Consider the following 22,039-nt stretch of genomic DNA (forward strand, 5'->3'; position numbering starts at 1 on the left):
TCATGTGGATCGAATACGTCGTCTGTGGACGAGGCAGGCCCTGCGACCGAATCAGCGGTTCCCGAATCAGCCTGCCCGCGCGACGCTCGCCATCGAATGAACGCCCATGTCGCCATCGCCACGCCGTACGCGGCCGCCCCGGACCATCCGGAGCGCCAGTACCTCGACCTGCTCGCCGACATCCTGGCGAACGGCGCGCAGCGCGGCGACCGTACGGGCACCGGCACGATGGGCGTGTTCGGCCGGCAGATGCGGTTCGACCTCTCCAAGGGCTTCCCGCTGCTGACCACCAAGAAGCTGCACCGGAAGTCGATCATCCTGGAGCTGCTGTGGTTCCTGCGCGGCGACACCAACGTGCGCTGGCTGCAGGAGCGCGGTGTCAGCATCTGGAACGAGTGGGCCGACGCCGACGGCGAACTTGGCCCCGTCTACGGGAAGCAGTGGCGCTCGTGGGCCGCGCCCGACGGTCGGGTGATCGACCAGATCGCCACCGTCGTGAACAGCCTGAAGACCAACCCCGAGAGCCGCCGCCACATCGTCTCGGCCTGGAATCCGGCCGAGGTGGAGGACATGGCGCTGCCGCCCTGCCACTGCCTGTTCCAGTTCTTCGTCGCGGACGGCAAGCTCAGCTGCCAGCTCTACCAGCGCTCGGCGGACGTGTTCCTGGGCGTGCCGTTCAACATCGCCAGCTATGCGCTGCTGACCCTGATGATGGCCAAGGTGACGGGGCTGGAGCCGGGCGAGTTCGTGCACACCCTGGGCGACGCCCACCTCTACATGAACCATCTGGACCAGGCCCGCGAGCAGTTGAGCCGCGATCCCCTGCCCCTGCCCGTGATGCATGTGGCCGACCGCGACGACCTGTTCGCCTTCGAGTTCGAGGACTTCAAGCTGACGGGCTATCAGGCCCACCCTTCGATCTCCGCGCCGATCGCCGTCTAGATGCCCAAGCCGCCGCTGACCCTCCGGGAAGTCACCGAGTCCGCGGCGCAGATCTCCGACATCTATGCCGGCAAGTACGGCATCGTCCGCGACGACGACTGGTACCTGCTGAAGATGCAGGAGGAACTGGGCGAACTCAGCCAGGCGCACCTGCGCCTGTCCAGCCGCGGCCGCGGCGAGGCCAACGAGCACGACCGCGCCGACGAAGCGGCGGACCTGCTGTGCCAGTTGCTGCTCTACTGCCGCCGCTTCGGCATCGACCCGGACCAGGCCGTGCGGCGCAAATGGCTGCAGTGGCTGGAGCCTGTGGAGTAAGCTCCCTCCCTTAATGGGGAGGGAGATCGTAGAAGGCTTCCATGTCGAACGTGATCCTCGCCGCCGGTCCTATCGCGCGCGCCCGAAACGGCGTCATCGGGCGGGACGGGACCCTGCCCTGGCGGCTGAAGACCGACCTGGCGATCTTCCGCGCCATCACCATGGGCAAGCCGGTGATCATGGGGCGCAAGACCTGGGAGAGCCTGCCGAAGAAGCCGCTGGTGGGGCGGACTAACATCGTGCTCAGCCGCGACGGCTCGTTCGAGCCAAGAGGCGCGGTCGTCTGCGAGGAGTTTTCCGAGGCGTACTCGATCGCCCGCGAACAGGCCGAGGAGGATGGCGCGACCGAGGTCTGCGTGATCGGCGGCGCCTCGCTGTTCGAACTGGCTCTGCCCAAGGCCCGGCGGCTGTACCTGACCGACGTCGACGCCGAGGTGGAGGGCGACGTCACCCTCTCGCCCATCGACGAGAGCGGCTGGAAAGAGGTCCGCGCCGAGCGGCACGAGGCTTCGGACGTCGACCAATACCCGTTCACTGTGCGTGTGCTGGACCGCGCCTAGCTGACGCCGCGTCACGACTGGCGGCGCGTGATTGGCGCGCTAAGGTCGCCCGCAACAATGAGCGACAGGGAGAGCGCCATGGACTTCGAACTGGTCTGCGAGGGGCTGGAGTTCCCCGAAGGCCCCATCGCCATGGCGGACGGGTCGGTGATCCTCACCGAGATCAAGGCCCAGCGGCTGTCGCGGATCACGCCAGACGGCAAGCGCGAGACCCTGGTCGACACGGGCGGGGGCCCGAACGGCGCGGCCATCGGGCCCGACGGGGCGATCTGGATCACCAACAACGGCGGCTCGTTCGTCTGGCTCGACAATGGCGGCCTGACCATCCCGGGCCCCACGCCGCCGACGCACACGGGCGGGATGATCCAGCGCTACGACCTCAAGTCCGGCAAGCTGGAGACCGTCTATGACAGCTGCGACGGCAAGCGGCTGGTGGGGCCGAACGACCTGGTCTTCGACAAGTCCGGCGGGTTTTGGTTCACCGACCACGGCTGCTCGACGCCGGACGGGCGCAAGAACGGCGCGGTCCACTATGCGAAGACCGACGGCAGCCACATCAGCCAGCAGCGCGGTCACCTGATCTCGCCGAACGGCATCGGCCTCTCGCCCGACGAGAAGACCGTCTATGTGGCCGACACCCAGCTGGGCCGCCTATGGGGCTTCGACGTGGCCGAGACGGGCGTGCTGGCGCCCAACGCCGGCTTCGCGCCGGGCCGGGTGATCTGCAACCTGCCCGGCTATCAGCTGCTGGACAGCCTGGCGGTGGAGGCCTCGGGCAAGGTCTGCGTGGCGACGATCATCAACGGCGGCATCACCGCGTTCGATCCCAACGGGACCACCGAGCACTACGCCTTCCCTGACCTCATCTGCACCAACATCTGCTTCGGCGGCGACGACATGCAGACCGCCTGGATCACGGCCTCGTCCACCGGCAAGCTGTTCAAGGCCCGGTGGCCGCGCCCGGGGCTGAAGCTGAACTTCAACGCCTGAGCGGCGTCATCGATCTGTCGTGAAACTGTGATGACGTGATCTCCCATAGAGGAGCTCGTCCATGGACAGCCTCGACATCGGCGTCGTGATCGGCGGCGTCGCCCTCTTCCTCCTCCTGATCTTCATCGCGCCCGCGGCCTATCGGTACGATCGGCGGATGGCCCGTGGCCGCCGCAGCGACGACGGTGGCGCGACGGTCGCCACCAGCGCCGCGGTCTTCGGCGGCGACGGCGGTGGCGGCTGCAGCGATGGCGGCGGCGGGAGCTGCTGAGCTTGGATCAGGTCGAAGCGATGCTGCTGCTTGGCGGCGGCGCAGTGATCGTGTTGGCGATCCTGGTGGTGCTCGTGTTTCCAGCGCTTGGGGGCGGCGCGACCGACTCGGCTGACTCCGGCATCGGCGGGCCCGGCGACGGCGACTAACCTCTACCTCCCCCGCGAAGCGGCGGGAGGGGGACCGATCGCCGAGCGTAGCGGAGAGCGATTGGTGGAGGGGGCGGGCTTCAAGCTCCGCGGGCCGTAGGCTGTCGTGAATTCCGTTGAGGAGGCTCGCCCCCTCCACCATCCGCTCTTCGGCCTGTGGCCTCGGCGGACGGTCCCCCTCCCGCCGTCGCTGCCGCGACGGGGGAGGTAAGATCGAAGCTCTAGTACAGCGTCGCGAGCGCCCCGCGGTCGTAGGCCTGCAGCTCGTCCTGGCGGCCTTCGCGGACCTTCACGACCCACTCGGGGTCCTGCAGCAGGGCGCGGCCGACGGCGACGAGGTCGAAGTCGCCACGGTCCAGCATCTGCTCCAGCCGCTCCAGCGACGCGGGCTGCGAGACCTCGCCGCCCCAGCTGGTGACGAATTCGCCGGTGAGGCCCACCGAGCCCACGGTGATCGTCGGCACGCCGGTGATCTTCTTGGCCCAGCCCGCGAAGTTGAGGTCGCTGCCCTCGAACTCCGGCTCCCAGAACCGGCGCTGCGAGCAGTGCAGCACGTCGGCGCCGGCCTCCACCAGGGCGCCCAGCCAGCTTTCCAGCGCCTGCGGCGTCTCGGCGAGACGGGCGGCGAAGTCCTGCTGCTTCCACTGGCTGATCCGGATGATGATCGGATAGTCGGGGCCGACGGCCTTGCGGACCGCGCGGATGATGTCGGCGGCGAAGCCGGCGCGACCGGCGATGTCCTTGCCGCCGTAGGCGTCCTCGCGGACGTTGACGCCGTCCCAGAAGAACTGGTCGATCAGATAGCCGTGGGCGCCGTGCAGCTCGACGCAGTCGAAGCCCAGGTCCTTGGCCGCCTTGGCCGCGTCGGCGAAGGCGCGGATGGCGTCGGCCACCTCGGCGTCGCTCATGGGCTCGCCGAACTTCTTGCCCGGGCTCGAAAGGCCCGACGGGCTGTCGTAGGGGCCTGGCGGCTGCCACGTCTCGCTGCGGGTGCGCACCGCGCCGACGTGCCAGAGCTGGGGCGCGATCAGACCGCCCGCCTTGTGGACCTCGGAGGCGACGTTGCCCCAGGCCGCGAGCTCCTTCTCGCCGTGGAAGCGCGGGATGTTGGGGTCGTTCAGCGACGCCGGCCGGTCGACGCCGGTGCCCTCGGTGACGATCAGGCCCACCTGGTTCTCGGCGCGGCGGCGGTAGTAGGCCGCGACGTCGTCTGTCGCCACGCCGCCCGGCGAGAACGAGCGGGTCATGGGCGCCATGACGATACGGTTCGGAAGCTTCAGCCCCTTGAACTCGAAGGGCGTGAAGAGGACGTCGGAAGCCATGCTGTTCCCCAGGACGAAGACTATGGGCGAGAGATTTCAAACGCCTGTTTAGCGCACGATCGGTCGCTTGCCAGACAGAAAAGCTGAAGCTTCGCTCAGCGCCCCGGCCCCAGCAGGGCCTCCCGGCGGGCCAGGCTCTCGGGCGGCCACTCGGCCTGCATGTCGTAATAGACGTCGAAGACCCGCGCGCCCTCCGGGAACCGCACCCACGGCAGTTTCGAGCGGGTGAAGATGTGCACGTCGGGCGGCAGGGCGGCGCGATCGTCGAGGGTGGTGGCGCGCAGGAAGCTGAGCACCTCGCGCCGTCCGTAGTCGGACCAGATCGTGGTCCCGCACGCGGCGCAGCGATGGGTGTCGTGCGGCCGGCCGCTGTCGGTGGGCATCGTGATGCGCACGGTCTCGCCCTGGAGCATCTCGACCCGGTCAGTCTCGATCAGGGCGTTGATCACGAACGCCGAGCCCACCTGCCGCTGGCAGTCTGAGCAGTGGCAGCAGTGGACGAACATCGGTCCCGACCTGAGGCGATATCGCACCGCCCCGCATGCGCAACCGCCCTCAAGCCCACTCATGGCGCCCCTCGGATGAATCGGCGGCATTTTTTCAGGCCGGAAAAGTTGACGCCACCGTCATCTTTCGTTGACTAGGCGCCCGTAGGAGATCATCGTTCAGTAGACGGACTGCGGGCGCGCCAAGACCCGCTATCGGAGGACACCTATGGCTGACGACGCTTCGATCGACCTGCAACGCGCCGCCCGCGATGCGGCCTATTCAATGCCGCTCGAAGAGATCAATCCGGCCAACCCGGAGCTCTTCCGTACGGATACGATGTGGCCCTACTTCGAGCGCCTGCGGAAAGAGGACCCGGTCCACTTCACGGCCGACTCGGGCTTCGAGGACATCGGGGGCTACTGGTCGGTCACCAAGTACAACGACATCATGGCCGTGGACACGAACCACGAGGTGTTCTCGTCCGAGCCCACCATCGTCCTGCCCGATCCGGCGGAAGACTTTACGCTGCCGATGTTCATCGCGATGGACCAGCCGAAGCACGACGTGCAGCGCAAGACGGTCCAGCCGATCGTGGCGCCGCATCACCTGGCCTATCTCGAGCCGATCATCCGGGAGCGCGCCGGCAAGATCCTGGACGACCTGCCGATCGGCGAGGAGATCAACTGGGTCGACAAGGTCTCGATCGAGCTGACCACCATGACGCTGGCGACGCTGTTCGACTTCCCCTGGGAAGACCGCCGCAAGCTGACCCGCTGGTCCGACGTGGCCACCGCGGCCCCGGACTCGGGCCTGTTCGACTCGACCGACCCAGAACTGGCCGAACAGCAGCGCCGCCAGGAGCTGTTCGAGTGCGTCGACTACTTCATGAACCTGTGGAACGAGCGTGTGAACGCCCCGCCGCAGCCCGACCTGATCTCGATGCTGGCCCATGGTGAAGCCACGCGGAACATGGACCGCATGGAGTACCTCGGGAATCTCATTCTGCTGATCGTGGGCGGCAACGACACGACCCGGAATTCGATCACGGGCTCGGTGCTGGCGCTCCACCAGAACCCCGACCAGAACAGGCTCCTGCGCGAGAACCACGCCCTGATCCCGAACATGGTCTCCGAGACCATCCGCTGGCAGACGCCGCTGGCCTACATGCGCCGCACCGCGCTGAAGGACGTCGAGCTGGGCGGCAAGACGATCAAGGCCGGCGACAAGGTCGCCATGTGGTACGTCTCAGGCAACCGCGACGAAGAGGTCATCGACCGCCCGAACGACTACTGGATCGAACGGCCGCGGGTGCGCCAGCACCTGTCGTTCGGTTTCGGCATCCACCGCTGCGTGGGCAACCGCCTGGCCGAGCTGCAGCTGAAGATCATCTGGGAAGAGATCCTGGCGCGCTTCCCGCGCCTTGAGGTCACGGGCCCGCCGCGCCGCGTCTACTCGTCCTTCGTGAAGGGCTACGAACACCTGCCGGTGGTGATCCCCACCCGCAACTGATCACGACCTGCGAGCATCTGGTCGCTTTCCCTGAGCCTCCGCGCAAGCGGGGGCTCTCTCTTTTTGGCCAGGGTGTGGAGAGTATCGTCGCGATCGATTGACGGGCCTCCACGCGTGGTCTTCCATCCGCCCGCTCAAGCGGGGGCTGGGCCCAATGGAGACTAACCATGACCAAGGCTGCCGCCTGTCTCGTCGCACTCGCCATCGCGGGGCTCGCCGCGCCCGCCTCCGCGGCTGAAACCAAGCTCTCGGCCCATCTGGGCGGCGCCGGCTCGGCCGACACGGACGGCGCCGGTCACGCGAACTTCCGCATCGACGCCGCGACAAACCAGGTCTGCTACGACCTGATGGTCGAAAAGATCGCCGAGGCCACCATGGCCCATATCCACAAAGCCCCGGCCGGGGCGAACGGCCCGGTCGCCGTGCCGCTCAACAAGCCCGGCGCCGACGGCAAGGCCTCGGGCTGCGCCACGGTGGGCGCGCCGGTGGTGGCCGACATCCTGGCCAATCCCGGCGGCTACTACGTCAACGTGCACAACGGCGAGCATCCGGGCGGCGCGATCCGCGGACAGCTCTCGAAGTAGCGACCGTCAGGTCTTGGGCGTCGCCTTCGCCGGCGGCGCCTTGGCGGCGGGAGCCTTTACGGCGGGAGCCTTGGCCGCAGGGGTCTTCGTCGCGGGCGCCTTGGTGGGCGGAGTCTTGGCCGGCGACTGGGCGCTGGGCGGCACATAGGGCGTCGGCGGCGGATCCCATGAGCCCATCAGGCTGATCACCACCTTGGCCACGGATTCCGCCGACACCACCGAACCCCCGCCGCCGCCTTCGCAGATCACCCGGTGGGCGGCATAGGTGTCGGAGGCCTCGTCGGCCGGGCCCCATTCGGGGTTCGGGTTGACCTTGCTCACCAGGAGCGCGCCCGACCGGGAGAAGGCCGAGAACTCGCGCCAGCGGGTGCGGGTGGCCTCGCAGTCGTACTCGGTGAGGGTGCGCACATAGCCCGGCGTGGGCGGGTTCCCGGTGAGGATGTTGCGCTGGACACGGACCACCCAGGCGCGGCGCTGGGCTCCCCCGGGCCCGATCCGCTCGATGCCTTCAGGATCCATCACCGTCCAGGCGTCGGCGCCCGACTGAATAATGTAGAAGCTGCGCGCCTGCGCGGCGCCGGCGGCCAGGGCCAGGGCGAGGCCGGCAGCGAGGACGCGGGAAAGGGTGCGGCGGGATGTCACGATCGCCACCTTAGACTGCGGTCGTTAACGGCGCCTACCACCCTCTGGTCACGTGCCGTTCAGGCGAGCGCAGCACGGCGACGGCGCAGGAACGCGCCGGCGGCCCCGAAGCCAAGAATCATCATCGCCCAGGTCGCGGGCTCGGGCACGGCCCCCACCGCGCCGTTGCTGGGCGGCGGGTCCATCGACGGCGGCTCCGGCTCGTTCGTCGGCGTGATCACCGGCGGCGGAATGACCGGAGCCGGGCCGGTAGCGTAAAGGCGCGCCGCCGAGGCCGAGCCGTAGGACAGCATGAAGCTGGCCAGATTCACACCCGCGTCGAAGCGGTAGAAGCCGGTCACGCCGCCGGGGGTCTGCGGGCTGGGGCTGTTCGTCCCGGCGCCGAAGTGGATACCGACCCAGGTGACGCCATTCAGGGCCGTCTGGAAATCGACCAGCGAGCTCGACAGGTTCATCTGCGGTTCGACCAGCGAGCCGTCCCAGTTGCTGAGGCCGATGGCGTTAAGCGCCGCCAGCTGGGCCGAGACGTCGGGGCTGCTGTTGTTGAGCAGGTTGCCCTGGAAGAAGCCGCTGCAGGCCGCCGCTCCGGGCGACAGATCGCTCAGCGCGCAGACGGGCAGCACCACCGGCGCCGCCTGACCGCCGGTGGCGCCGCTGCCATTCGAATTGCCGTTGCCGTTGCCCTTCGAACTGGAAGACGACTTGTCGTTCTTCGCCCAGGCAGGCTCTGGCGCGACCGCCACAATCGCGACGACGCCGATCGCAGCAGCGAGCGTCGCCGCCATGCCGGACGGGAGGCTGGCGGCTTTCGCCGTGGCGGCCAGGGGCTTCAACATCACCTACTCCGGTCTCTCTTGCGCTCGAAGCCTAGGCCCCAAGATGTTGCATCGCGGTATACGGACGCGACGCGGCCTTGGCCGTGCGACACGATCGCCTGAGGTACCCGTTCCGGGGAAATTATGATTACTGCTCAATAACTTGTAGGTTGCGCGCACCGACCAGGGCGCGTCCGGCTCCGCCTCAAGTCACGGCTTCGCGCACCTGGTATTCCGGCCGCCGCCAGGCGGCCGTGGCCATGATCTCGGCCAGGATGTCGACAGCGTCCCAGACGTCGAGGTAGCGCAGGTAAAGCGGCGCGAAGCCGAAGCGCACGATGTCGGGGGCGCGGAAATCGCCGATGACGCCGCGGTCGATGAGGGCGCGCATGATCGCGTAGCCCTCGGGGTGAGTCAGTGAGACCTGGCTCCCGCGGTCCTCCGCCGCGCGCGGGCTGGCGACGCCGAACATCTCCGGACAGCGCTGCTCCGCCAGCCGGATGAAGAGGTCGGTGAGCGCCATCGACTTCTTTCGCACCGCGCCGATGTCGGCGGCGCAGGCGATGTCGAGGCCAAGCTCGGCCAGCGACAGGCTGACGATCGGCTGGGTGCCCGTGAGGAACTGACGGATGTCGCCGGCCGGCGCATAGGTGGGCCGGAAGGCGAACGGCTCGGCGTGGCCCCACCAGCCGGTGAGCGGCTGGATCGCCTGGCCATGGTGGCGGCGGGCGGCGAACAGAAAGGCCGGCGAGCCCGGACCGCCGTTCAGGTACTTGTAGGTGCAGCCGACCGCGAAGTCGGCGCCCGCGCCGTTAAGGTCCACCGGCATGGCGCCGGCGCTGTGGCAAAGGTCCCAGATGGCCAGCGCGCCGGCCTCGTGGGCGCGGGCGGTGAGCCCAGGCATGTCGTGGATGTGGCCGGTCTTGTAGTGGACGTGTGTCACGGCGATCGCGGCCGTGCGCGTATCGATAGCGCCTGCGATCTCGTCCTTTTCCAGCAGCTTCACCTGCAGCCGGCCGCCGCTGAGCGCGGCCAGGCCCTGGGCCATGTAATTGTTGGTGGGAAAGTTGCTGCCTTCCAGGATGATCGTGTCGCGGTCGGGGCGCATGGCCACCGCCGCCGCCATCGCCTTGAAGAGGTTGATTCCGGTGGCGTCTGTCACCACCACCTCGCCTGTCCCCGCCCCGATCAGCGGCGCCAGCCTGTCGCCCAGCCGTGTCGGCAGCTCGAACCAGCCGGCCGTGTTCCAGCTCTTGATCAGGTCCACGCCCCACTCGACGCCCACGACATGCGCAGCACGGTCCAGGGCGGCCACAGGGCGCGGACCCAGCGAGTTGCCGTCGAGGTAGATGCAGCCGTCGGGGATCGCGAAGCGGTCACGGAAGCCGGCCAGGGGGTCGGCAGCGTCCAGCGCGAGGATGGCGGCGCGGTCGAAGGTCATCGGGGCGTCCTGCGGATGTGCAGAGGGTAGAACGACAAGGCGGCGGCCGCCGCAAGGCCTGTCGCGCATCGGAGGCGCCGGGACGGGAAAGTCCGCCCGAGCCGCTCAGAGGCGCTCGGGCGGCAAGGAACGGCGGCGGGGAGGATGGCGCGCGCCGGTATCTCGATCAGCTCGGCCTGAGCCTCAGGCGGACGCCAGCGGCAGGTTCAGAGCCGCGGCCACGGCGGGATGGACGACCTTGCCGCCCGCCACGTTCAGGCCGGCGGCGAAGCCGGGGTCGTCGGCGAACGCCCGCTCGACACCCTTGTCGGCCAGCGCCAGGACATAGGGCGTGGTCGCCGCGCCCAGGGCGTAGGTCGAGGTCAGGGGGGCGGCGCCCGGCATGTTCGCGACGCAATAGTGGACCACGCCGTCGACCTCGTACGTCGGCTCGGCATGCGTGGTCGGCCGGGAGGTCTCGAAGCAGCCGCCCTGGTCGATGGACACGTCCACCAGCACCGAGCCCTTGCGCATGATCTTGAGGTCTTCGCGGCGGATCAGCTTGGGGGCCGCCGCGCCAGTGACGAGCACGCAGCCGATCACCAGGTCAACGGTCGGGAGCATCTCGAGCAACGCGCCGCGCGACGACAGCATGGTGCGGGCGCGACCCTCAAAGTGGGCGTCCAGCTGGGCCAGGCGGCTGGGCGAAATGTCCATGATGGTGACGTCGGCGCGCATGCCGACGGCGATCTCGGCGGCGTTGAAGCCCGAGACGCCGCCGCCGAGCACCAGCACCTTGGCCGGCGCCACGCCGGGGACTCCGCCCATCAGAAGGCCGCGGCCGCCGGCCGGGGCCAGGAGGTAGGCCGCGCCGACCTGGGCGGCCATCCGGCCCGCCACCTGGCTCATCGGCGTCAGCAGCGGCAGCCCGCCCTTGCCGTCGAGGATGGTCTCATAGGCGATGCAGGTGGCGCCCGACGCCATCAGGCCCTGGGTCTGGGCCAGGTCGGGCGCGAGATGCAGGTAGGTGAACAGGACGTGGTGCGGCTTCAGAAGAGCGATCTCGGAGGCCTGGGGCTCCTTCACCTTCACGATCATCTCGGCGGCCGCGAACACCGCCGGCGCGTCGGGGAGGATGGTCGCGCCCGCCGTGGCGTAGTCCGCGTCCGACAGGCCGACGCCGGCGCCGGCGCCCGACTGGACGAAGAGCTCGTGGCCGTGGGCGACGAGGGTGGCGACGACGGATGGCGTCAGACCGACCCGGCGCTCCAGCTTCTTGATCTCGGTGACCGTTCCGATCCGCATGCGCTGTCTCCGCTGGTGTCGCGGGCGGAGTGTAATCGCAAAGCCGGGAACGATCCTTGATTTGTCACCGCCCGGGCGGCATGCGAATGCAAGATTTCTCCGACATCAAAACGCAAATTGGAGAAATCTTCAGTGATCATCGATAATCAAGACAAGGTCCTGCTGCGCCATCTCCAGGAGCATGGCCGGGCCACGAACGCCGAACTGGCCCAGGCGGCGAACCTCTCCGAGAGCGCCTGCTTCCGCCGCGTGCGCGCCCTGGAGGCGGGCGGCGTGATCACCGGCTATGCCGCCACGGTGGACCCCGCCGCCGTCGGACTGGGCCTCACCGTCTATGTCTCGATCACCCTGGCCAGCCAGGCGCAGGACGTGCTCAGCGCCTTCGAGGCGGCGGTGAACGAGGCGCCCGAGATCATGGAATGCCACCTGATGACCGGACAGGCGGACTATATCGTCCGCGTGGTGGCCTCGGACGTCGCCGACCTCGAGCGGGTGCACGCCCACGTGCTGACCCGCCTGCCCGGCGTGGCCCGGCTGAACTCGTCGATCGCCCTGCGCAGCATCGTGCGCCGCGGCGCGCTGCCCATCCGATAGCGCAGGGCGAGCGCCGGCGTGAGCTAGGCTCTCCGCACCACCGGCAGGATCACGTGGCTCGGATGCGTGGCGTCGAGGTGCACGACGTTGCGGGCGGGCCGCATCCTGCGCCAGCGCCCCTCGGGCTCGCCGGTGTTCGGGTTGAGGTCGAAGTGCGGAAAGTTGGCCGAGGCGATGTCCAGCCGGATGCGATGCCCGGCCTTGAACAGGTTCGACGTCGGGAAGGCCTCGACGCGGATCCTGTAGATGCGCCCCGGCGTCATCAGGGACGGCGTCTCCCAGGAGTCGCGATAGCGACAACGCAGGATGCCGTCGGTCAGGTTCATGGCGAACCCCTGCGGATAGTCCGGGTTCGGCGGGTAGACGTCGACCAGCTTGATCGTGAAGTCGGTGTCGGGCGCGTCGGACGAAATCCAGAGCTCGGCCGTGATCGGGCCGGTCACCTCGACATCCTGGGCTAGCGGCGGCGTCTGGAAGACCAGCACGTCGGGCCGGTCGGCGAGCGCACGGCCGGGCTTCTCCGAGGCAAAGAACCGATCGTCCTCGCGCTGGTCGAAGGCGCCGCCGACCATGATCGGCTGGCCGGAGGTGATGGTGCCGCCCACGGACGGGGTCGGATGGGCAGGGTCGTAGGTGAAGCGGCGGTCGGCCTTGGCGGCGCCGGACCGCTCAGGGCGCAGGCCGCCATCGGCATGAAGGTAGTACGGCGTCTCTCGGGCGTCCGGCAGGGGCCAGTCAGGCTCGGCCCGCCAGCGGCCCCCGTGGTCCATGCGCCCCTCGGCATTGCGGCGGCCGGAGCCTCCGCCCATCACGAAGATCCGCACCCGCGGCTCGTCGTCGACGCCGTTCGCCTCGCCTTTGAGGTGGCGATCAAACCAGCGCTTGCGGAGCGTGGTGAGGTCGGGGGCCAGGTTGCCGGCCAGGACCGCCTGCGGGCCGAAATCGACGTCGCCGGAGAAGCTCTGGTGGTTGTTGCCGTGGGTCCAGGGCCCGAGGATGAGCCGCACCGGGGCCGTCGTTCGGCGGCTGAGCGCCATGTAGTTCTGTGTCGCCGTCCGCGGATAGGGGTCGTACCACGACGACATCCAAGTCATCGGCGCTTTCGGAAACGCGTCGTAGTAGCCCTCGGCATAGATGCCCAGCTGCTTCCAGAAGCCGTCGAAGTCGCCCGCCTCCCATTGGTCGAAGACATAGTCCTCGTATTCCGGGACGAGGCTAAGCGGCGAGTTCCCGCGGGTCCAAGGCCAGCGCTTGAACCAGGCCTTGATGTCGACCGCCTGCAGGGCGGCGGTCTTCGCCGGATCGTCGCGAACCTCGGGCGACTCGAACGCGGCCCGGTAGGCCCAGGTCACCTGCTTCAGTTCGAACGCCCCGCCCTGGCGAATACCGCCCTGGTAAGCGTTGGCGAAACCGCCGCTGTCGAGGAACAGCGCCGCCAGGGGCGCACCGGCGCCCGCCATCGCGCCGACTGTGTGCGCCCCGTACGAGAGACCCTGGGCTCCGATGCGGCCGTTGCACCAGGGTTGCGCCAGAATCCAGGCGCAGCAGTCGGACCCGTCCTGACCGTCGCTCAAATACTTGACGTAATCGCCCTGCGAACCGCCGCGACCGCGGCAGTCCTGGAACACGACGACATAGCCATGGCTGGCCAGCATCCGCGCGATCGCGACACTGGCGTGGCGCAGGCCGTCCTGCGATTTGCCGTAGGGCGTCCGCTCGAGGATCACCGGGAACGGGCCCGGCAGCGGCGTGTCGCCATCGGCCGGACGGTAGATGTCGGTCGCGAGTTTCACGCCGTCGCGCATGGCGACCATGACGTTCCGATCCACAGCCACCCGATGCCGGCCGTCCGCCGGGAACGCAAGCGCGGGCGCCGGCACGGCCAACGCCGCCGCCAGCCGCAGGAACTGGACGCCCAACTCACGCCGGTCGATCGGGCGCGCCAGGCTGCGCGGCGTCATGCGGGTGCTCCTGTCTGATCGCCGGCCGAACGTAGCCGTAACGACGGCGGACGTCGTAGGTGTAGTTCTCGAACCCGATGAGATTCTTCATCGTCGAGGCGAGCGGCATGAGGTCGGACGCGTCGTCGATCCCGATCGCCGCACCGGAGCTGATCCATGACCCTGGACCGCCGCACGCTGCTCGCTCTGTCCGTGGCGGCCGCCGCCAGCCCTGCCGCCGCCGCCACCGGTAGCGATCCGCTCCGGAACGTCGTCGTCGTGAACGCCCTGGGCGGCCTCAACGACCCGAATTTCCCGGAGCCTCCGCGGCCGGTGCTCACCCCCCGCATCCTGGCCGACGCGCGGGCCTCGGGCACGACCGCCGTCAACGTCACCATCGGCTACGTCGCCGGGCCCGCCGAACCCTTCCAGGCCTCGGTGGCCGAGGTGGCGCAATGGCAGCGCCTGATCCGCGAGCACGCCGCCGACCTTAAACTCATCCTGTCCGTCGGCGACATCGCCGCGGCCAAGCGGGAGAAGAAGATCGGGGTGATCCTGGGCTTCCAGAACGCCGCCCAGATGGGCGACGACCCCGGTCGGGCAGACGTCTTTGCCGACCTGGGCGTGCGCATCATCCAGCTCACCTACAACCTCCGAAACCAGCTTGGTGACGGCTCGATCGTCCCCGAAGGCCGTGGCCTCAGCGACTTCGGCCGCCAGGTGGTCGAACGCCTGAACGCCAACCGCATCATGGTCGATCTCAGCCATTCGGGGACCCAGATCTGCCTGGACGCGGCGCGCTATTCCAAGGCGCCGATCTCGATCAATCACACCGGCTGCCGCGCGCTCACAGACCTGCCGCGCAACAAGACCGACGAGGAACTGCGCCTGGTGGCCGACAAGGGCGGCTTCGTGGGCATCTACTTCATGCCGTTCCTGAACCTCTCGGGCCACGCCCGGGCCGTCGACGTCGTGGCCCACCTGGAACACGCCATCAACGTCTGCGGCGAGGATCACGTCGGCATCGGCACGGATGGCGGCACGACGCCCATCGACGACCTGGAACTCTACAAGGCCGCGCTCCGCAGGGAGCACGAGGACCGCAAGGCCAAGGGCATCGCCGCGCCGGGAGAGCGGGCCGACACCCACCCCTTCGTCGACGACCTGCGCGGCCCGGACCAGTTCCGCAAACTGTGGCGTCTGCTCGCGGAACGCGGCCACAAGCCGGCCCGCATCGAGAAGATCCTGGGCCGGAACTTCCTCCGCTACGCCGCCGATATCTGGGGCGCGTGACCGGGCGCGCCGGCCGACGGGCCTACTTGGCGACGAGGTCCCGGTTCAGCCACCTGGCGGTCAGCAGGAAGAACCCGCCACCCACCGCGTAGAGGCCCGAGGTGATCAGCAGGGACCGCTGAAGGCTCTGGGGATGGGCGCTCGCGCAGACCGCCTCGAGCGTGGCGGACAAGTTGGCCCGGGCCGCGCCCTCGCAGGCGCTGCGCGCGAGGCCCGGCGCATCCATCGCCGCCACCTGCATGGAGAAGAGCACGTCGCTCAGCCAGCCGATGGCCAGGGGCCCGAAGCCATAGCCTAGCATGTTGATCACGAACATCAGGACCGCGGTCGACAGCGCGCGGGTCTGCGCCGACACCACGCCCTGCCCGATCGTGTACTGCGCGGCGAGATAGCCGTACTTGGCCCCACCCCCGACGACGAGCCCGAACAGGCAAAGCCAGAGGTTCTGGGTGGTGAAAGCCAGGACGTAGAAGGGCACTGACAGCGTCATGCCCACGGCTGGAAGCCAGGCGATGGCGGTCGGGCTGCGCGATCCCAGCTTCTCGGCCAGCCATCCCGTGCCCAGGGTTCCCAGAGATGAGGCGATCGCCACGGGCACGTTGATCATCAGCGCGGCCTCGCCGGCCGTGAGGCCGAAGCTGCGGTTGATGAACAGAGACTGGAACGACGAGATGCCATAGCCGCAGAAGGCCGCGATGGTCGCCGCCGTGGTCATGGACCAGAACGAGCGCTTGGAGGCGATTTCCCGAAGGCCGTCGGCGAACCGCACCGTCTCGCGACGCGGAGTTCCCGGCGGATCGGTATAGCCGCGCGGCGGCTCCCGAACGGTCAGCTTGAAGACGACCGCCACCAACAGCCCGGGCACGCCCAGGATGAAGAACGCCCACCGCCAGCCTAGGGCATCGGTGATCGGGCCGCCGATCACGTTGGCCAGCATAGTGCCCAGCGTTACGCCCATGGCGTAGTAGCCCAGCGCGGTGGAGCGCGCGCGCGGCGGATAGTAGTCGGCGATCAGCGAGTTGGCCTGGGGCGTGCAGCCCGCCTCGCCAATCCCCACGCCGACCCGGCAGGCCAGCAGCACCCAGAAGGCGCCGATGGTCAGCGAGCCGATGGTGATCTCCGCGGCCAGCCCGCACAGGGCGGTCATCATCGACCACAGGGCCACGCAGACGGTCATGATCCAGACCCGGTGACGCGTCTCTGCGAACTGCGCGAGGGGCACGCCCACGATCGTATAGAGCAGCGCGAATCCGAAGCCCGTCAGGAGGCCGAACGCGGTGTCGGAGATCCCGAGTTCGGGCTTCATCTGCGGCGCCACGACCGAAAGCAGCGCCCGGTCCATGAAGTTCAGGATGAAGATGAACAGCAGCGCCGTGAGCACATAGGTCCGGTACGGCCGCGAGCCGAAGCCGTGGATGTGTCCCTGCCCGGCGTCGGATGCGGCGGCGGTCATCGTCTCAGTCCTGCGCCGGCGCGATCTTGTCGCGCAGCCGCGCCATGCCGCCGATCCAGCGGTCGTAGTCGCCGGTCTTGCGCTGCATGTAGGTCAGCACCTGGGGATGCGGCAGGATCAGGAAGGTCTCCTGCTCCAGCCCCGCGACCACGCATCCCGCCACGTCCGCCGGCGACATCACGCCGTCAACGGCCTGGGATCCGCGCGCGCCGCGGATCATCGGCGTATCCACCGCCTGGGGGCACAGGATCGAGACGCCGATGCCCTGGTTGCGATGGGTGATGGCCAGCGCTTCGGCGAAACCGACGGCCGCGTGCTTGGTGGTGGCGTAGACCGGGCTGCCGGGCTGGCTCAAGAGGCCCGCCGCGGAGACCGTGTGCAGGAAGTGGCCGCCGCCCCGCGCGATCATCCCCGGGAGGGCTGCGCGCGCCGCGTAGACGTGGGCCATCACGTTGACGTTCCAGCCCAGCGTCCAGGTGTCGTTGGACGCGGAGGTGGCGTTGTTGAAGTCGGGGTCGCGGACCGACACGCCGGCGTTCGAGCACATCAGGTCGATGCGGCCGAAGCGGTCCTCGGCCAGGGCCACCATCCGCTGAACATCGGCCTCCACGGCGACATCGGCCCGGATCGCCAGGCCGCCGACCGCCGCCGCGACCGCCTCGGCCGCCGCGCCGTCGAGATCCGCCACCAGGATGTCCGACGCGCCTTCCGCGCGGAACCGTTCGGCCATCGCCTTGCCGATTCCACTGCCGCCGCCCGTGATCACGACGGCCTTGCCCTGCAAGCGCATTCGCCTCCCCCCATTCGAACCTGCGCCGTTGGCTCGGCGTCTGCTGAATCCGCCCCGAACCTGAGGTCTGGCGGCGGCCCCGTCAACGACGTTTGATACCACATCGGAACATTTGAGTTGAACGCCGCCGCGGCGAGGCCTAGCGTCCGGAAAGGCCGCGTTAGAGACGGCGGGACGGGGAGAGGCATGTCCGAGGCCAACGGCGACGCACGCAAGGACGCGACGTCTGCGACCCGCGCCGCGCAGGCGGCCGTGGCGGCGAGTCTGCCGGCCGACGACGGTCAAGACTTCGCGCTCGCGCGCCGGGGATTTCTGGGCTCGATCCCGGACGCGGACGTGCCGGGCGCCTGGAGCCAGCGCCCCTTCGCGTTCCTGGAGGGCGAACGGCCCGACACGATCAACCCCAGCCTCTGGCGTCAGGCGCGGCTGAACGCCCTGCACGGGCTCTTCGAAGTGACCCCCGGCGTCTACCAGGTGCGCGGCTTCGACATCTCGAACATCACGTTCATCCAGGGGCGAGAGGGCTGGATCGTCATCGACCCGCTCACCTCGGCGCAACCGGCGGCGGCGGCCCTGGAGCTGGTGCGGCGGCTGAAGGGCGATCGACCGGTGACGGCGGTGATCTATACCCACAGCCACGTCGACCACTACGGCGGGATCATGGGCGTGCTGTCGCCCGACGACATCGCCCGCGGCGTGCCCATCGTCGCGCCCGAGGGCTTCCTGCAGGCGGCCGTCGCCGAGAACGTCCTGGCCGGCAACGTCATGAGCCGCCGCGCCACCTATATGTACGGCGGGCTGCTGCCGAAGGACCCCCGCGGGCACGTGGACTCGGGGCTGGGCAAGGGCACATCCACCGGCAAGGTCGCGCTCGTGGCGCCCAATGTCTCGGTGACCCACACCGGCCAGACCCTGACACTGGACGGCGTGGACGTGGTCTTCCAGGTGACGCCCGACACCGAAGCGCCGGCCGAGATGAACTTCCACTTCCCGCAGTTCGGCGCGCTGTGCATGGCCGAGAACTGCACCTGCCACCTGCACAACCTGTACACGCCGCGCGGCGCCCAGGTGCGCGACGCGAAGGCCTGGGCCTTCTACATCGACGAGGCGCTGGAGATGTTCGCCGGCCAGGCGTCGGTGATGTTCGCCAGCCACCACTGGCCCCGCTGGGGCGAGGACCCTATCCGCGCGTTCCTGGCCAAGCAGCGCGACCTCTACAAGTACATCCACGACCAGACGCTGCGGATGGCGAACCACGGCATGAACGGGCCCGAGATCGCCGAGGTCCTGAAGCTGCCGCCGACGCTCGAGGCCGAGTGGCACACCCGCAGCTACTACGGAACGCTCAGCCACAACGCCAAGGCCGTCTACCAGAAGTATCTGGGCTGGTTCGACGGCAACCCGGCCAACCTGAACAAGCACCCGCCCGAGGCGGCCGGTCGTCGCTATGTGGAGGCCATGGGCGGCCCGGACCGCATCCTGGCCGAGGGCCGGCGGGCGTTCGACGCCGGGGACTATCGCTGGACCGCCGAGATCGTGGGGCATCTGGTCTTCGCCGATCCGACGCAGGCGGAGGCTCGCGCGCTGCAGGCCGACGCTCTGGAGCAGATGGGCTACCAGGCTGAATCCGGACCCTGGCGCGACTTCTACCTCACCGGCGCCCAGGAGCTGCGCAAGCCGCGGCCGAGGTCGGACACCCCGCGCCAGGCGTCCGCCGGCCAGCTGCGCACCCTGCCCGCCGACAACCTGCTGGACGCGCTTTCGGTGCGGCTGAACGGGCTGTCGGCCGGCGACCAGACGATCGGGTTCACGGTCGCCTTCACGGACACGGGCGAACGGTTCGCCGTGCGTGTGGAGAACGCGGTGCTGCACCATCGGCCGGGCGAGGCGGGGCCGGTTGTCGAGCTGGCGCGCGGCGACCTTGTCGACCTGGTCACCGGTGCGAAGACCCTGGAGGAGGCGGACGTCCGTGGCGCGGGCGCGTCCCAGCTCGGCCGGCTCGTCGCCCTTCTCGACCGCTTCGACCTCTGGTTCGAAATTTCAGCGCCCTGACGGAGACCGCATGTCCAAGCCCCAGTTCGAGACCCTTCTCTACGATGTCGAGGACGGGATCGCGACGATCACGCTGAACCGTCCAGACCGCCTCAACGCCTTCACGCCGAAGATGATGCTGGACATGATCGCGGCGTTTGACGCGACCGACGCCGACGACGCGGTGAAGGCCGTCATCGTCACCGGCGCGGGCCGCGGATTCTGCGCCGGGGCGGACCTGGGCGCCGGCGGCGGCACCTTCGACCAGGGCGCGCGCGAGGCCGAGCGGCGCGCGGCGGGCGACACCGGGGACGTGACGCGCGATGGCGGCGGCCGCGTGTCCCTGCGCATCTTCGAAAGCCTGAAGCCGGTGATCGCCGCCGTGAACGGCGCGGCCGTCGGCGTGGGCGTCACGATGCAGCTGCCCATGGATATCCGGCTCGCGTCCACCGACGCCAAGTTCGGCTTCGTGTTCGCGCGCCGCGGGATCGCGCTGGAGGCCTGTTCGTCGTGGTTCCTGCCCCGGCTGGTCGGCCCGCCGACAGCGCTGGAGTGGTGCTACTCGGGCCGGGTGTTTTCCGCTCAGGAGGCGCATGCCAAGGGCCTCGTCCAGGCGCTGCACGCGCCCGAGGATCTGCTGCCGGCCGCCCGGGCGCTCGCCACCGAGTTCGTGGCCAACGCCTCGCCGATGTCGATGGCCGTCACACGTCAGCTGATCTGGCGCGGAATGGTGGCCGACCATCCGATGGAGGCGCATCGGGCCGACAGCCGCTCCATGCGCCAGCGCGGCGCGTCGGATGACGCCCGCGAAGGGATCGCCGCGTTCCTGGAAAAACGCCCCGCCGACTTCCCGGATCGGGTTTCGAAGGGTCTGCCCGACCTCTGGCCGGAATGGCAGGCGCCCGAGTACCGCTGAGTTGGGCGCGCCGGCGGCCCATGCCCAGGGTCGACAGCGCCATGCCCTACGGCTTCTGGCCCCCGGCCCCTGAAGCCAAGTATCGCTGATCTGGGCAGGAGAGAGCGCCGATGAAGACTCGCAACAGGCCGGCCGTCGTCCGCTATGTGATCCCAGCCGCCGTGGTGGGCGTCCTTGTGGGGGGCGGCGCCATCGCCCAGGCGTTGCGCGGCGAGCCCGCGGCTTCCGCAGCCGACCATGCCAAACCGGCGGCAGCCACCGCGCCGACCGCGCGCCTGCCGGGCCACAACCCCGACCGCAACGCCTACTTCGGCGACCTGCACGTCCATACGTCGATCTCGAACGACGCCTACATCTTCAACGTCCGCCGCACGCCGGACGACGCCTATCGGTTCGGCCGCGGCGAGACGATCGGACACGCGTCCGGCTACCTGGTGAGGCTGGCCGGCGGCCCGCTGGATTTCGTCGCTGTGACCGACCACGCCGAATACATGTCGGCGATCCGGGAAGCCGGGAACCCGGATAGCCCGCTCTCGAAGCTGGAGTTCAGCAAGGGCCTGATGAGCCCCAACCCCGACGACATCCAGAAGGCCTTCAACGCCTTCAACCGCGCGCGCCGCGACGGGACGTTGCCCAAGGAGTACGGCGATCCCTCGATCGTCTCGCGCGCCTGGCGCGAGGTTCAGGACGCTGCCGCGCGGAACAACCAGCCGGGCCGCTTCACGACCCTGGTGGGATATGAGTACACGGCCGCATCGACGGGGCGAAACCTGCACCGCAACGTCATCTTCCGGGGCTCCAACGTGCCGGCGATGCCCTATTCGGCCAGCGATTCCGCCGACCCCGAGAACCTGTGGCGCACGATGGACGGCTGGCGGGCCAAGGGCATCGAGGCGCTGGCCATCCCGCACAATTCGAACGGGTCGGACGGCATCATGTTCGACAGCGTGCGCCTGAACGGCCAGCCGATCGACAAGGCCTACGCCGAGATGCGGATGCGCAACGAACCGCTCGTCGAGATGACCCAGATCAAGGGCACGTCCGACACGCACCCGTCGCTGTCGCCCAACGACGAATGGGCCAACTTCGAGATCATGGAAAGCTACATCGGCTCCAGCACCAAGGTGACGAAGTTCGCCGGCGGCTACGTGCGTCGTGCGCTGCAGGACGGGATCATCCTGCGCGAGAAGCTGGGGGCGAACCCCTTCAAGTTCGGTTTCATCGGCTCGTCCGACACTCACAACGCCGCGCCCGGCAGCGTGGAGGAGCCCAACTACTTCTCCAAGACAGGGCGGCGCGACGGCCTGCCCGAGCTGCGGGGTTCGGCTCCGCCCGGAGGCGCGCGCGACTGGTCGGCCCTGACCGGAGAACAGTTGGCCAATCCGCCGGTCTTCCAGACCTGGGGCGCGTCGGGTCTGGCCGGTGTCTGGGCGGAGGAGAACAGCCGCGATGCGATCTACGCGGCGCTGCGGCGCAAGGAGACGTTTGCGACCTCGGGTCCGCGGATCAAGGTGCGGTTCTTCGCCAGCTACGACTTCCCGGCCGACCTGATGACCCGGCCGGACACGGTGCGCCAGGCCTATGCCCGGGGCGTGCCCATGGGCGGCGACCTGCTGGCCGCACGGGGGAAGGCCCCGCAGTTCCTGGTCTGGGCGGTGCGCGACCCGCGCGCCGGCTACCTCCAGCGGGCCCAGGTGGTGAAGGGCTGG

The 22,039-nt window shown here is 69.1% G+C and carries 22 protein-coding genes; 13 read left to right on the plus strand and 9 right to left on the minus strand.

Annotated features, from left to right (window positions below; all coding sequences use genetic code 11):
* The first annotated feature begins 96 nt into the window (after positions 1-96).
* From EPN98_RS15535 to EPN98_RS15560, 6 genes are all read left to right on the plus strand, one after another.
* Positions 97-942, plus strand: coding sequence for a thymidylate synthase (locus EPN98_RS15535; protein WP_293363817.1), 846 nt, complete (start codon positions 97-99; stop codon positions 940-942).
* Positions 943-1,257 carry a phosphoribosyl-ATP pyrophosphohydrolase gene (locus tag EPN98_RS15540; RefSeq protein ID WP_293363818.1) on the plus strand — a complete coding sequence of 105 codons (315 nt, stop codon included), beginning with the start codon at positions 943-945 and terminating at the stop codon, positions 1,255-1,257. It begins immediately after the preceding gene.
* A gap of 41 nt (positions 1,258-1,298) precedes the next feature.
* Positions 1,299-1,817 (plus strand): dihydrofolate reductase, encoded by a 519-nt coding sequence (locus tag EPN98_RS15545; RefSeq protein ID WP_293363819.1) that lies wholly within the window; start codon positions 1,299-1,301, stop codon positions 1,815-1,817.
* Between the two features lie 78 nt (positions 1,818-1,895).
* Positions 1,896-2,807: an SMP-30/gluconolactonase/LRE family protein gene (locus EPN98_RS15550; RefSeq protein ID WP_293363820.1), complete on the plus strand. Its 912-nt coding sequence runs from the start codon at positions 1,896-1,898 to the stop codon at positions 2,805-2,807.
* A gap of 61 nt (positions 2,808-2,868) precedes the next feature.
* Positions 2,869-3,078 (plus strand): hypothetical protein, encoded by a 210-nt coding sequence (locus EPN98_RS15555; RefSeq protein ID WP_293363821.1) that lies wholly within the window; start codon positions 2,869-2,871, stop codon positions 3,076-3,078.
* Positions 3,079-3,080: 2 nt separating this feature from the next.
* Positions 3,081-3,227: a hypothetical protein gene (locus EPN98_RS15560; RefSeq protein ID WP_293363822.1), complete on the plus strand. Its 147-nt coding sequence runs from the start codon at positions 3,081-3,083 to the stop codon at positions 3,225-3,227.
* Positions 3,228-3,448: 221 nt separating this feature from the next.
* On the opposite strand, the gene EPN98_RS15565 is transcribed toward EPN98_RS15560, so the two are convergent.
* A complete protein-coding gene (locus tag EPN98_RS15565) occupies positions 3,449-4,549 on the minus strand; it encodes an NADH:flavin oxidoreductase (RefSeq protein ID WP_293363823.1) in 1,101 nt (366 codons plus the stop codon).
* A gap of 95 nt (positions 4,550-4,644) precedes the next feature.
* Positions 4,645-5,055, minus strand: coding sequence for a GFA family protein (locus EPN98_RS15570; RefSeq protein WP_293363824.1), 411 nt, complete (start codon positions 5,053-5,055; stop codon positions 4,645-4,647).
* A 208-nt stretch (positions 5,056-5,263) separates the two neighbouring features.
* Between EPN98_RS15570 and EPN98_RS15575 the strand changes: the two genes are divergently transcribed.
* Entirely contained in the window at positions 5,264-6,547 is a 1,284-nt protein-coding gene (locus tag EPN98_RS15575) for a cytochrome P450 (protein WP_293363825.1), read from the plus strand.
* A gap of 167 nt (positions 6,548-6,714) precedes the next feature.
* Positions 6,715-7,131 (plus strand): CHRD domain-containing protein, encoded by a 417-nt coding sequence (locus tag EPN98_RS15580; protein ID WP_293363826.1) that lies wholly within the window; start codon positions 6,715-6,717, stop codon positions 7,129-7,131.
* A 6-nt stretch (positions 7,132-7,137) separates the two neighbouring features.
* On the opposite strand, the gene EPN98_RS15585 is transcribed toward EPN98_RS15580, so the two are convergent.
* From EPN98_RS15585 to ald, 4 genes are all read right to left on the minus strand, one after another.
* The gene (locus EPN98_RS15585) at positions 7,138-7,773 is read right to left on the minus strand and encodes a surface-adhesin E family protein (RefSeq protein WP_293363827.1); all 636 of its coding nucleotides are present in this window, start codon (positions 7,771-7,773) and stop codon (positions 7,138-7,140) included.
* Positions 7,774-7,832: 59 nt separating this feature from the next.
* Positions 7,833-8,609 (minus strand): PEPxxWA-CTERM sorting domain-containing protein, encoded by a 777-nt coding sequence (locus tag EPN98_RS15590; RefSeq protein WP_293363828.1) that lies wholly within the window; start codon positions 8,607-8,609, stop codon positions 7,833-7,835.
* Between the two features lie 184 nt (positions 8,610-8,793).
* On the minus strand, positions 8,794-10,029 hold the full coding sequence (gene kynU / locus EPN98_RS15595) for a kynureninase (protein ID WP_293363829.1): 1,236 nt from the start codon (positions 10,027-10,029) through the stop codon (positions 8,794-8,796).
* A 183-nt stretch (positions 10,030-10,212) separates the two neighbouring features.
* The gene (gene ald, locus EPN98_RS15600; protein WP_293363830.1) at positions 10,213-11,313 is read right to left on the minus strand and encodes an alanine dehydrogenase; all 1,101 of its coding nucleotides are present in this window, start codon (positions 11,311-11,313) and stop codon (positions 10,213-10,215) included.
* 117 nt (positions 11,314-11,430) lie between these two features.
* On the opposite strand from ald, the gene EPN98_RS15605 reads away from it, so the two are divergent.
* On the plus strand, positions 11,431-11,907 hold the full coding sequence (locus EPN98_RS15605; RefSeq protein WP_293363831.1) for an Lrp/AsnC family transcriptional regulator: 477 nt from the start codon (positions 11,431-11,433) through the stop codon (positions 11,905-11,907).
* Between the two features lie 23 nt (positions 11,908-11,930).
* Here the strand turns inward: EPN98_RS15605 and EPN98_RS15610 are convergent, their stop codons facing one another.
* Complete coding sequence (locus tag EPN98_RS15610; RefSeq protein WP_293363832.1) at positions 11,931-13,868, minus strand: CocE/NonD family hydrolase; 1,938 nt, start codon at positions 13,866-13,868, stop codon at positions 11,931-11,933.
* 156 nt (positions 13,869-14,024) lie between these two features.
* Between EPN98_RS15610 and EPN98_RS15615 the strand changes: the two genes are divergently transcribed.
* A complete protein-coding gene (locus EPN98_RS15615) occupies positions 14,025-15,140 on the plus strand; it encodes a membrane dipeptidase (protein ID WP_293363833.1) in 1,116 nt (371 codons plus the stop codon).
* Between the two features lie 22 nt (positions 15,141-15,162).
* Here EPN98_RS15615 and EPN98_RS15620 read toward each other — a convergent pair whose 3' ends face one another.
* On the minus strand, positions 15,163-16,593 hold the full coding sequence (locus tag EPN98_RS15620; protein ID WP_293363834.1) for an MFS transporter: 1,431 nt from the start codon (positions 16,591-16,593) through the stop codon (positions 15,163-15,165).
* A gap of 4 nt (positions 16,594-16,597) precedes the next feature.
* Positions 16,598-17,383 (minus strand): SDR family oxidoreductase, encoded by a 786-nt coding sequence (locus EPN98_RS15625; RefSeq protein WP_293363835.1) that lies wholly within the window; start codon positions 17,381-17,383, stop codon positions 16,598-16,600.
* 186 nt (positions 17,384-17,569) lie between these two features.
* On the opposite strand from EPN98_RS15625, the gene EPN98_RS15630 reads away from it, so the two are divergent.
* From EPN98_RS15630 to EPN98_RS15640, 3 genes are all read left to right on the plus strand, one after another.
* On the plus strand, positions 17,570-19,435 hold the full coding sequence (locus tag EPN98_RS15630) for an alkyl sulfatase dimerization domain-containing protein (protein ID WP_293363836.1): 1,866 nt from the start codon (positions 17,570-17,572) through the stop codon (positions 19,433-19,435).
* Between the two features lie 10 nt (positions 19,436-19,445).
* A complete protein-coding gene (locus EPN98_RS15635) occupies positions 19,446-20,330 on the plus strand; it encodes a crotonase/enoyl-CoA hydratase family protein (protein ID WP_293363837.1) in 885 nt (294 codons plus the stop codon).
* Between the two features lie 110 nt (positions 20,331-20,440).
* On the plus strand, positions 20,441-22,039 hold a 1,599-nt coding region (locus EPN98_RS15640; protein WP_293363838.1), incomplete at its 3' end, for a DUF3604 domain-containing protein.

The sequence above is a fragment of the Phenylobacterium sp. genome, assembly GCF_004299445.1.
Taxonomy (GTDB): Bacteria; Pseudomonadota; Alphaproteobacteria; order Caulobacterales; family Caulobacteraceae; genus Phenylobacterium.

What these genes read in the sequence shown, in the direction of transcription:
- EPN98_RS15545 (WP_293363819.1), top strand. Translation starts at nt 1,299, where the DNA reads ATGTCGAACGTGATCCTCGCCGCCGGTCCTATCGCGCGCGCCCGAAAC.
- EPN98_RS15575 (WP_293363825.1), top strand. Translation starts at nt 5,264, where the DNA reads ATGGCTGACGACGCTTCGATCGACCTGCAACGCGCCGCCCGCGATGCG.
- EPN98_RS15540 (WP_293363818.1), top strand. Translation starts at nt 943, where the DNA reads ATGCCCAAGCCGCCGCTGACCCTCCGGGAAGTCACCGAGTCCGCGGCG.
- ald (WP_293363830.1), bottom strand. Translation starts at nt 11,313, where the DNA reads ATGCGGATCGGAACGGTCACCGAGATCAAGAAGCTGGAGCGCCGGGTC.
- EPN98_RS15550 (WP_293363820.1), top strand. Translation starts at nt 1,896, where the DNA reads ATGGACTTCGAACTGGTCTGCGAGGGGCTGGAGTTCCCCGAAGGCCCC.
- EPN98_RS15555 (WP_293363821.1), top strand. Translation starts at nt 2,869, where the DNA reads ATGGACAGCCTCGACATCGGCGTCGTGATCGGCGGCGTCGCCCTCTTC.
- EPN98_RS15615 (WP_293363833.1), top strand. Translation starts at nt 14,025, where the DNA reads ATGACCCTGGACCGCCGCACGCTGCTCGCTCTGTCCGTGGCGGCCGCC.
- EPN98_RS15625 (WP_293363835.1), bottom strand. Translation starts at nt 17,383, where the DNA reads ATGCGCTTGCAGGGCAAGGCCGTCGTGATCACGGGCGGCGGCAGTGGA.
- EPN98_RS15565 (WP_293363823.1), bottom strand. Translation starts at nt 4,549, where the DNA reads ATGGCTTCCGACGTCCTCTTCACGCCCTTCGAGTTCAAGGGGCTGAAG.
- EPN98_RS15535 (WP_293363817.1), top strand. Translation starts at nt 97, where the DNA reads ATGAACGCCCATGTCGCCATCGCCACGCCGTACGCGGCCGCCCCGGAC.
- EPN98_RS15580 (WP_293363826.1), top strand. Translation starts at nt 6,715, where the DNA reads ATGACCAAGGCTGCCGCCTGTCTCGTCGCACTCGCCATCGCGGGGCTC.
- kynU (WP_293363829.1), bottom strand. Translation starts at nt 10,029, where the DNA reads ATGACCTTCGACCGCGCCGCCATCCTCGCGCTGGACGCTGCCGACCCC.
- EPN98_RS15610 (WP_293363832.1), bottom strand. Translation starts at nt 13,868, where the DNA reads ATGACGCCGCGCAGCCTGGCGCGCCCGATCGACCGGCGTGAGTTGGGC.
- EPN98_RS15620 (WP_293363834.1), bottom strand. Translation starts at nt 16,593, where the DNA reads ATGACCGCCGCCGCATCCGACGCCGGGCAGGGACACATCCACGGCTTC.
- EPN98_RS15630 (WP_293363836.1), top strand. Translation starts at nt 17,570, where the DNA reads ATGTCCGAGGCCAACGGCGACGCACGCAAGGACGCGACGTCTGCGACC.
- EPN98_RS15635 (WP_293363837.1), top strand. Translation starts at nt 19,446, where the DNA reads ATGTCCAAGCCCCAGTTCGAGACCCTTCTCTACGATGTCGAGGACGGG.
- EPN98_RS15570 (WP_293363824.1), bottom strand. Translation starts at nt 5,055, where the DNA reads ATGTTCGTCCACTGCTGCCACTGCTCAGACTGCCAGCGGCAGGTGGGC.
- EPN98_RS15590 (WP_293363828.1), bottom strand. Translation starts at nt 8,609, where the DNA reads ATGTTGAAGCCCCTGGCCGCCACGGCGAAAGCCGCCAGCCTCCCGTCC.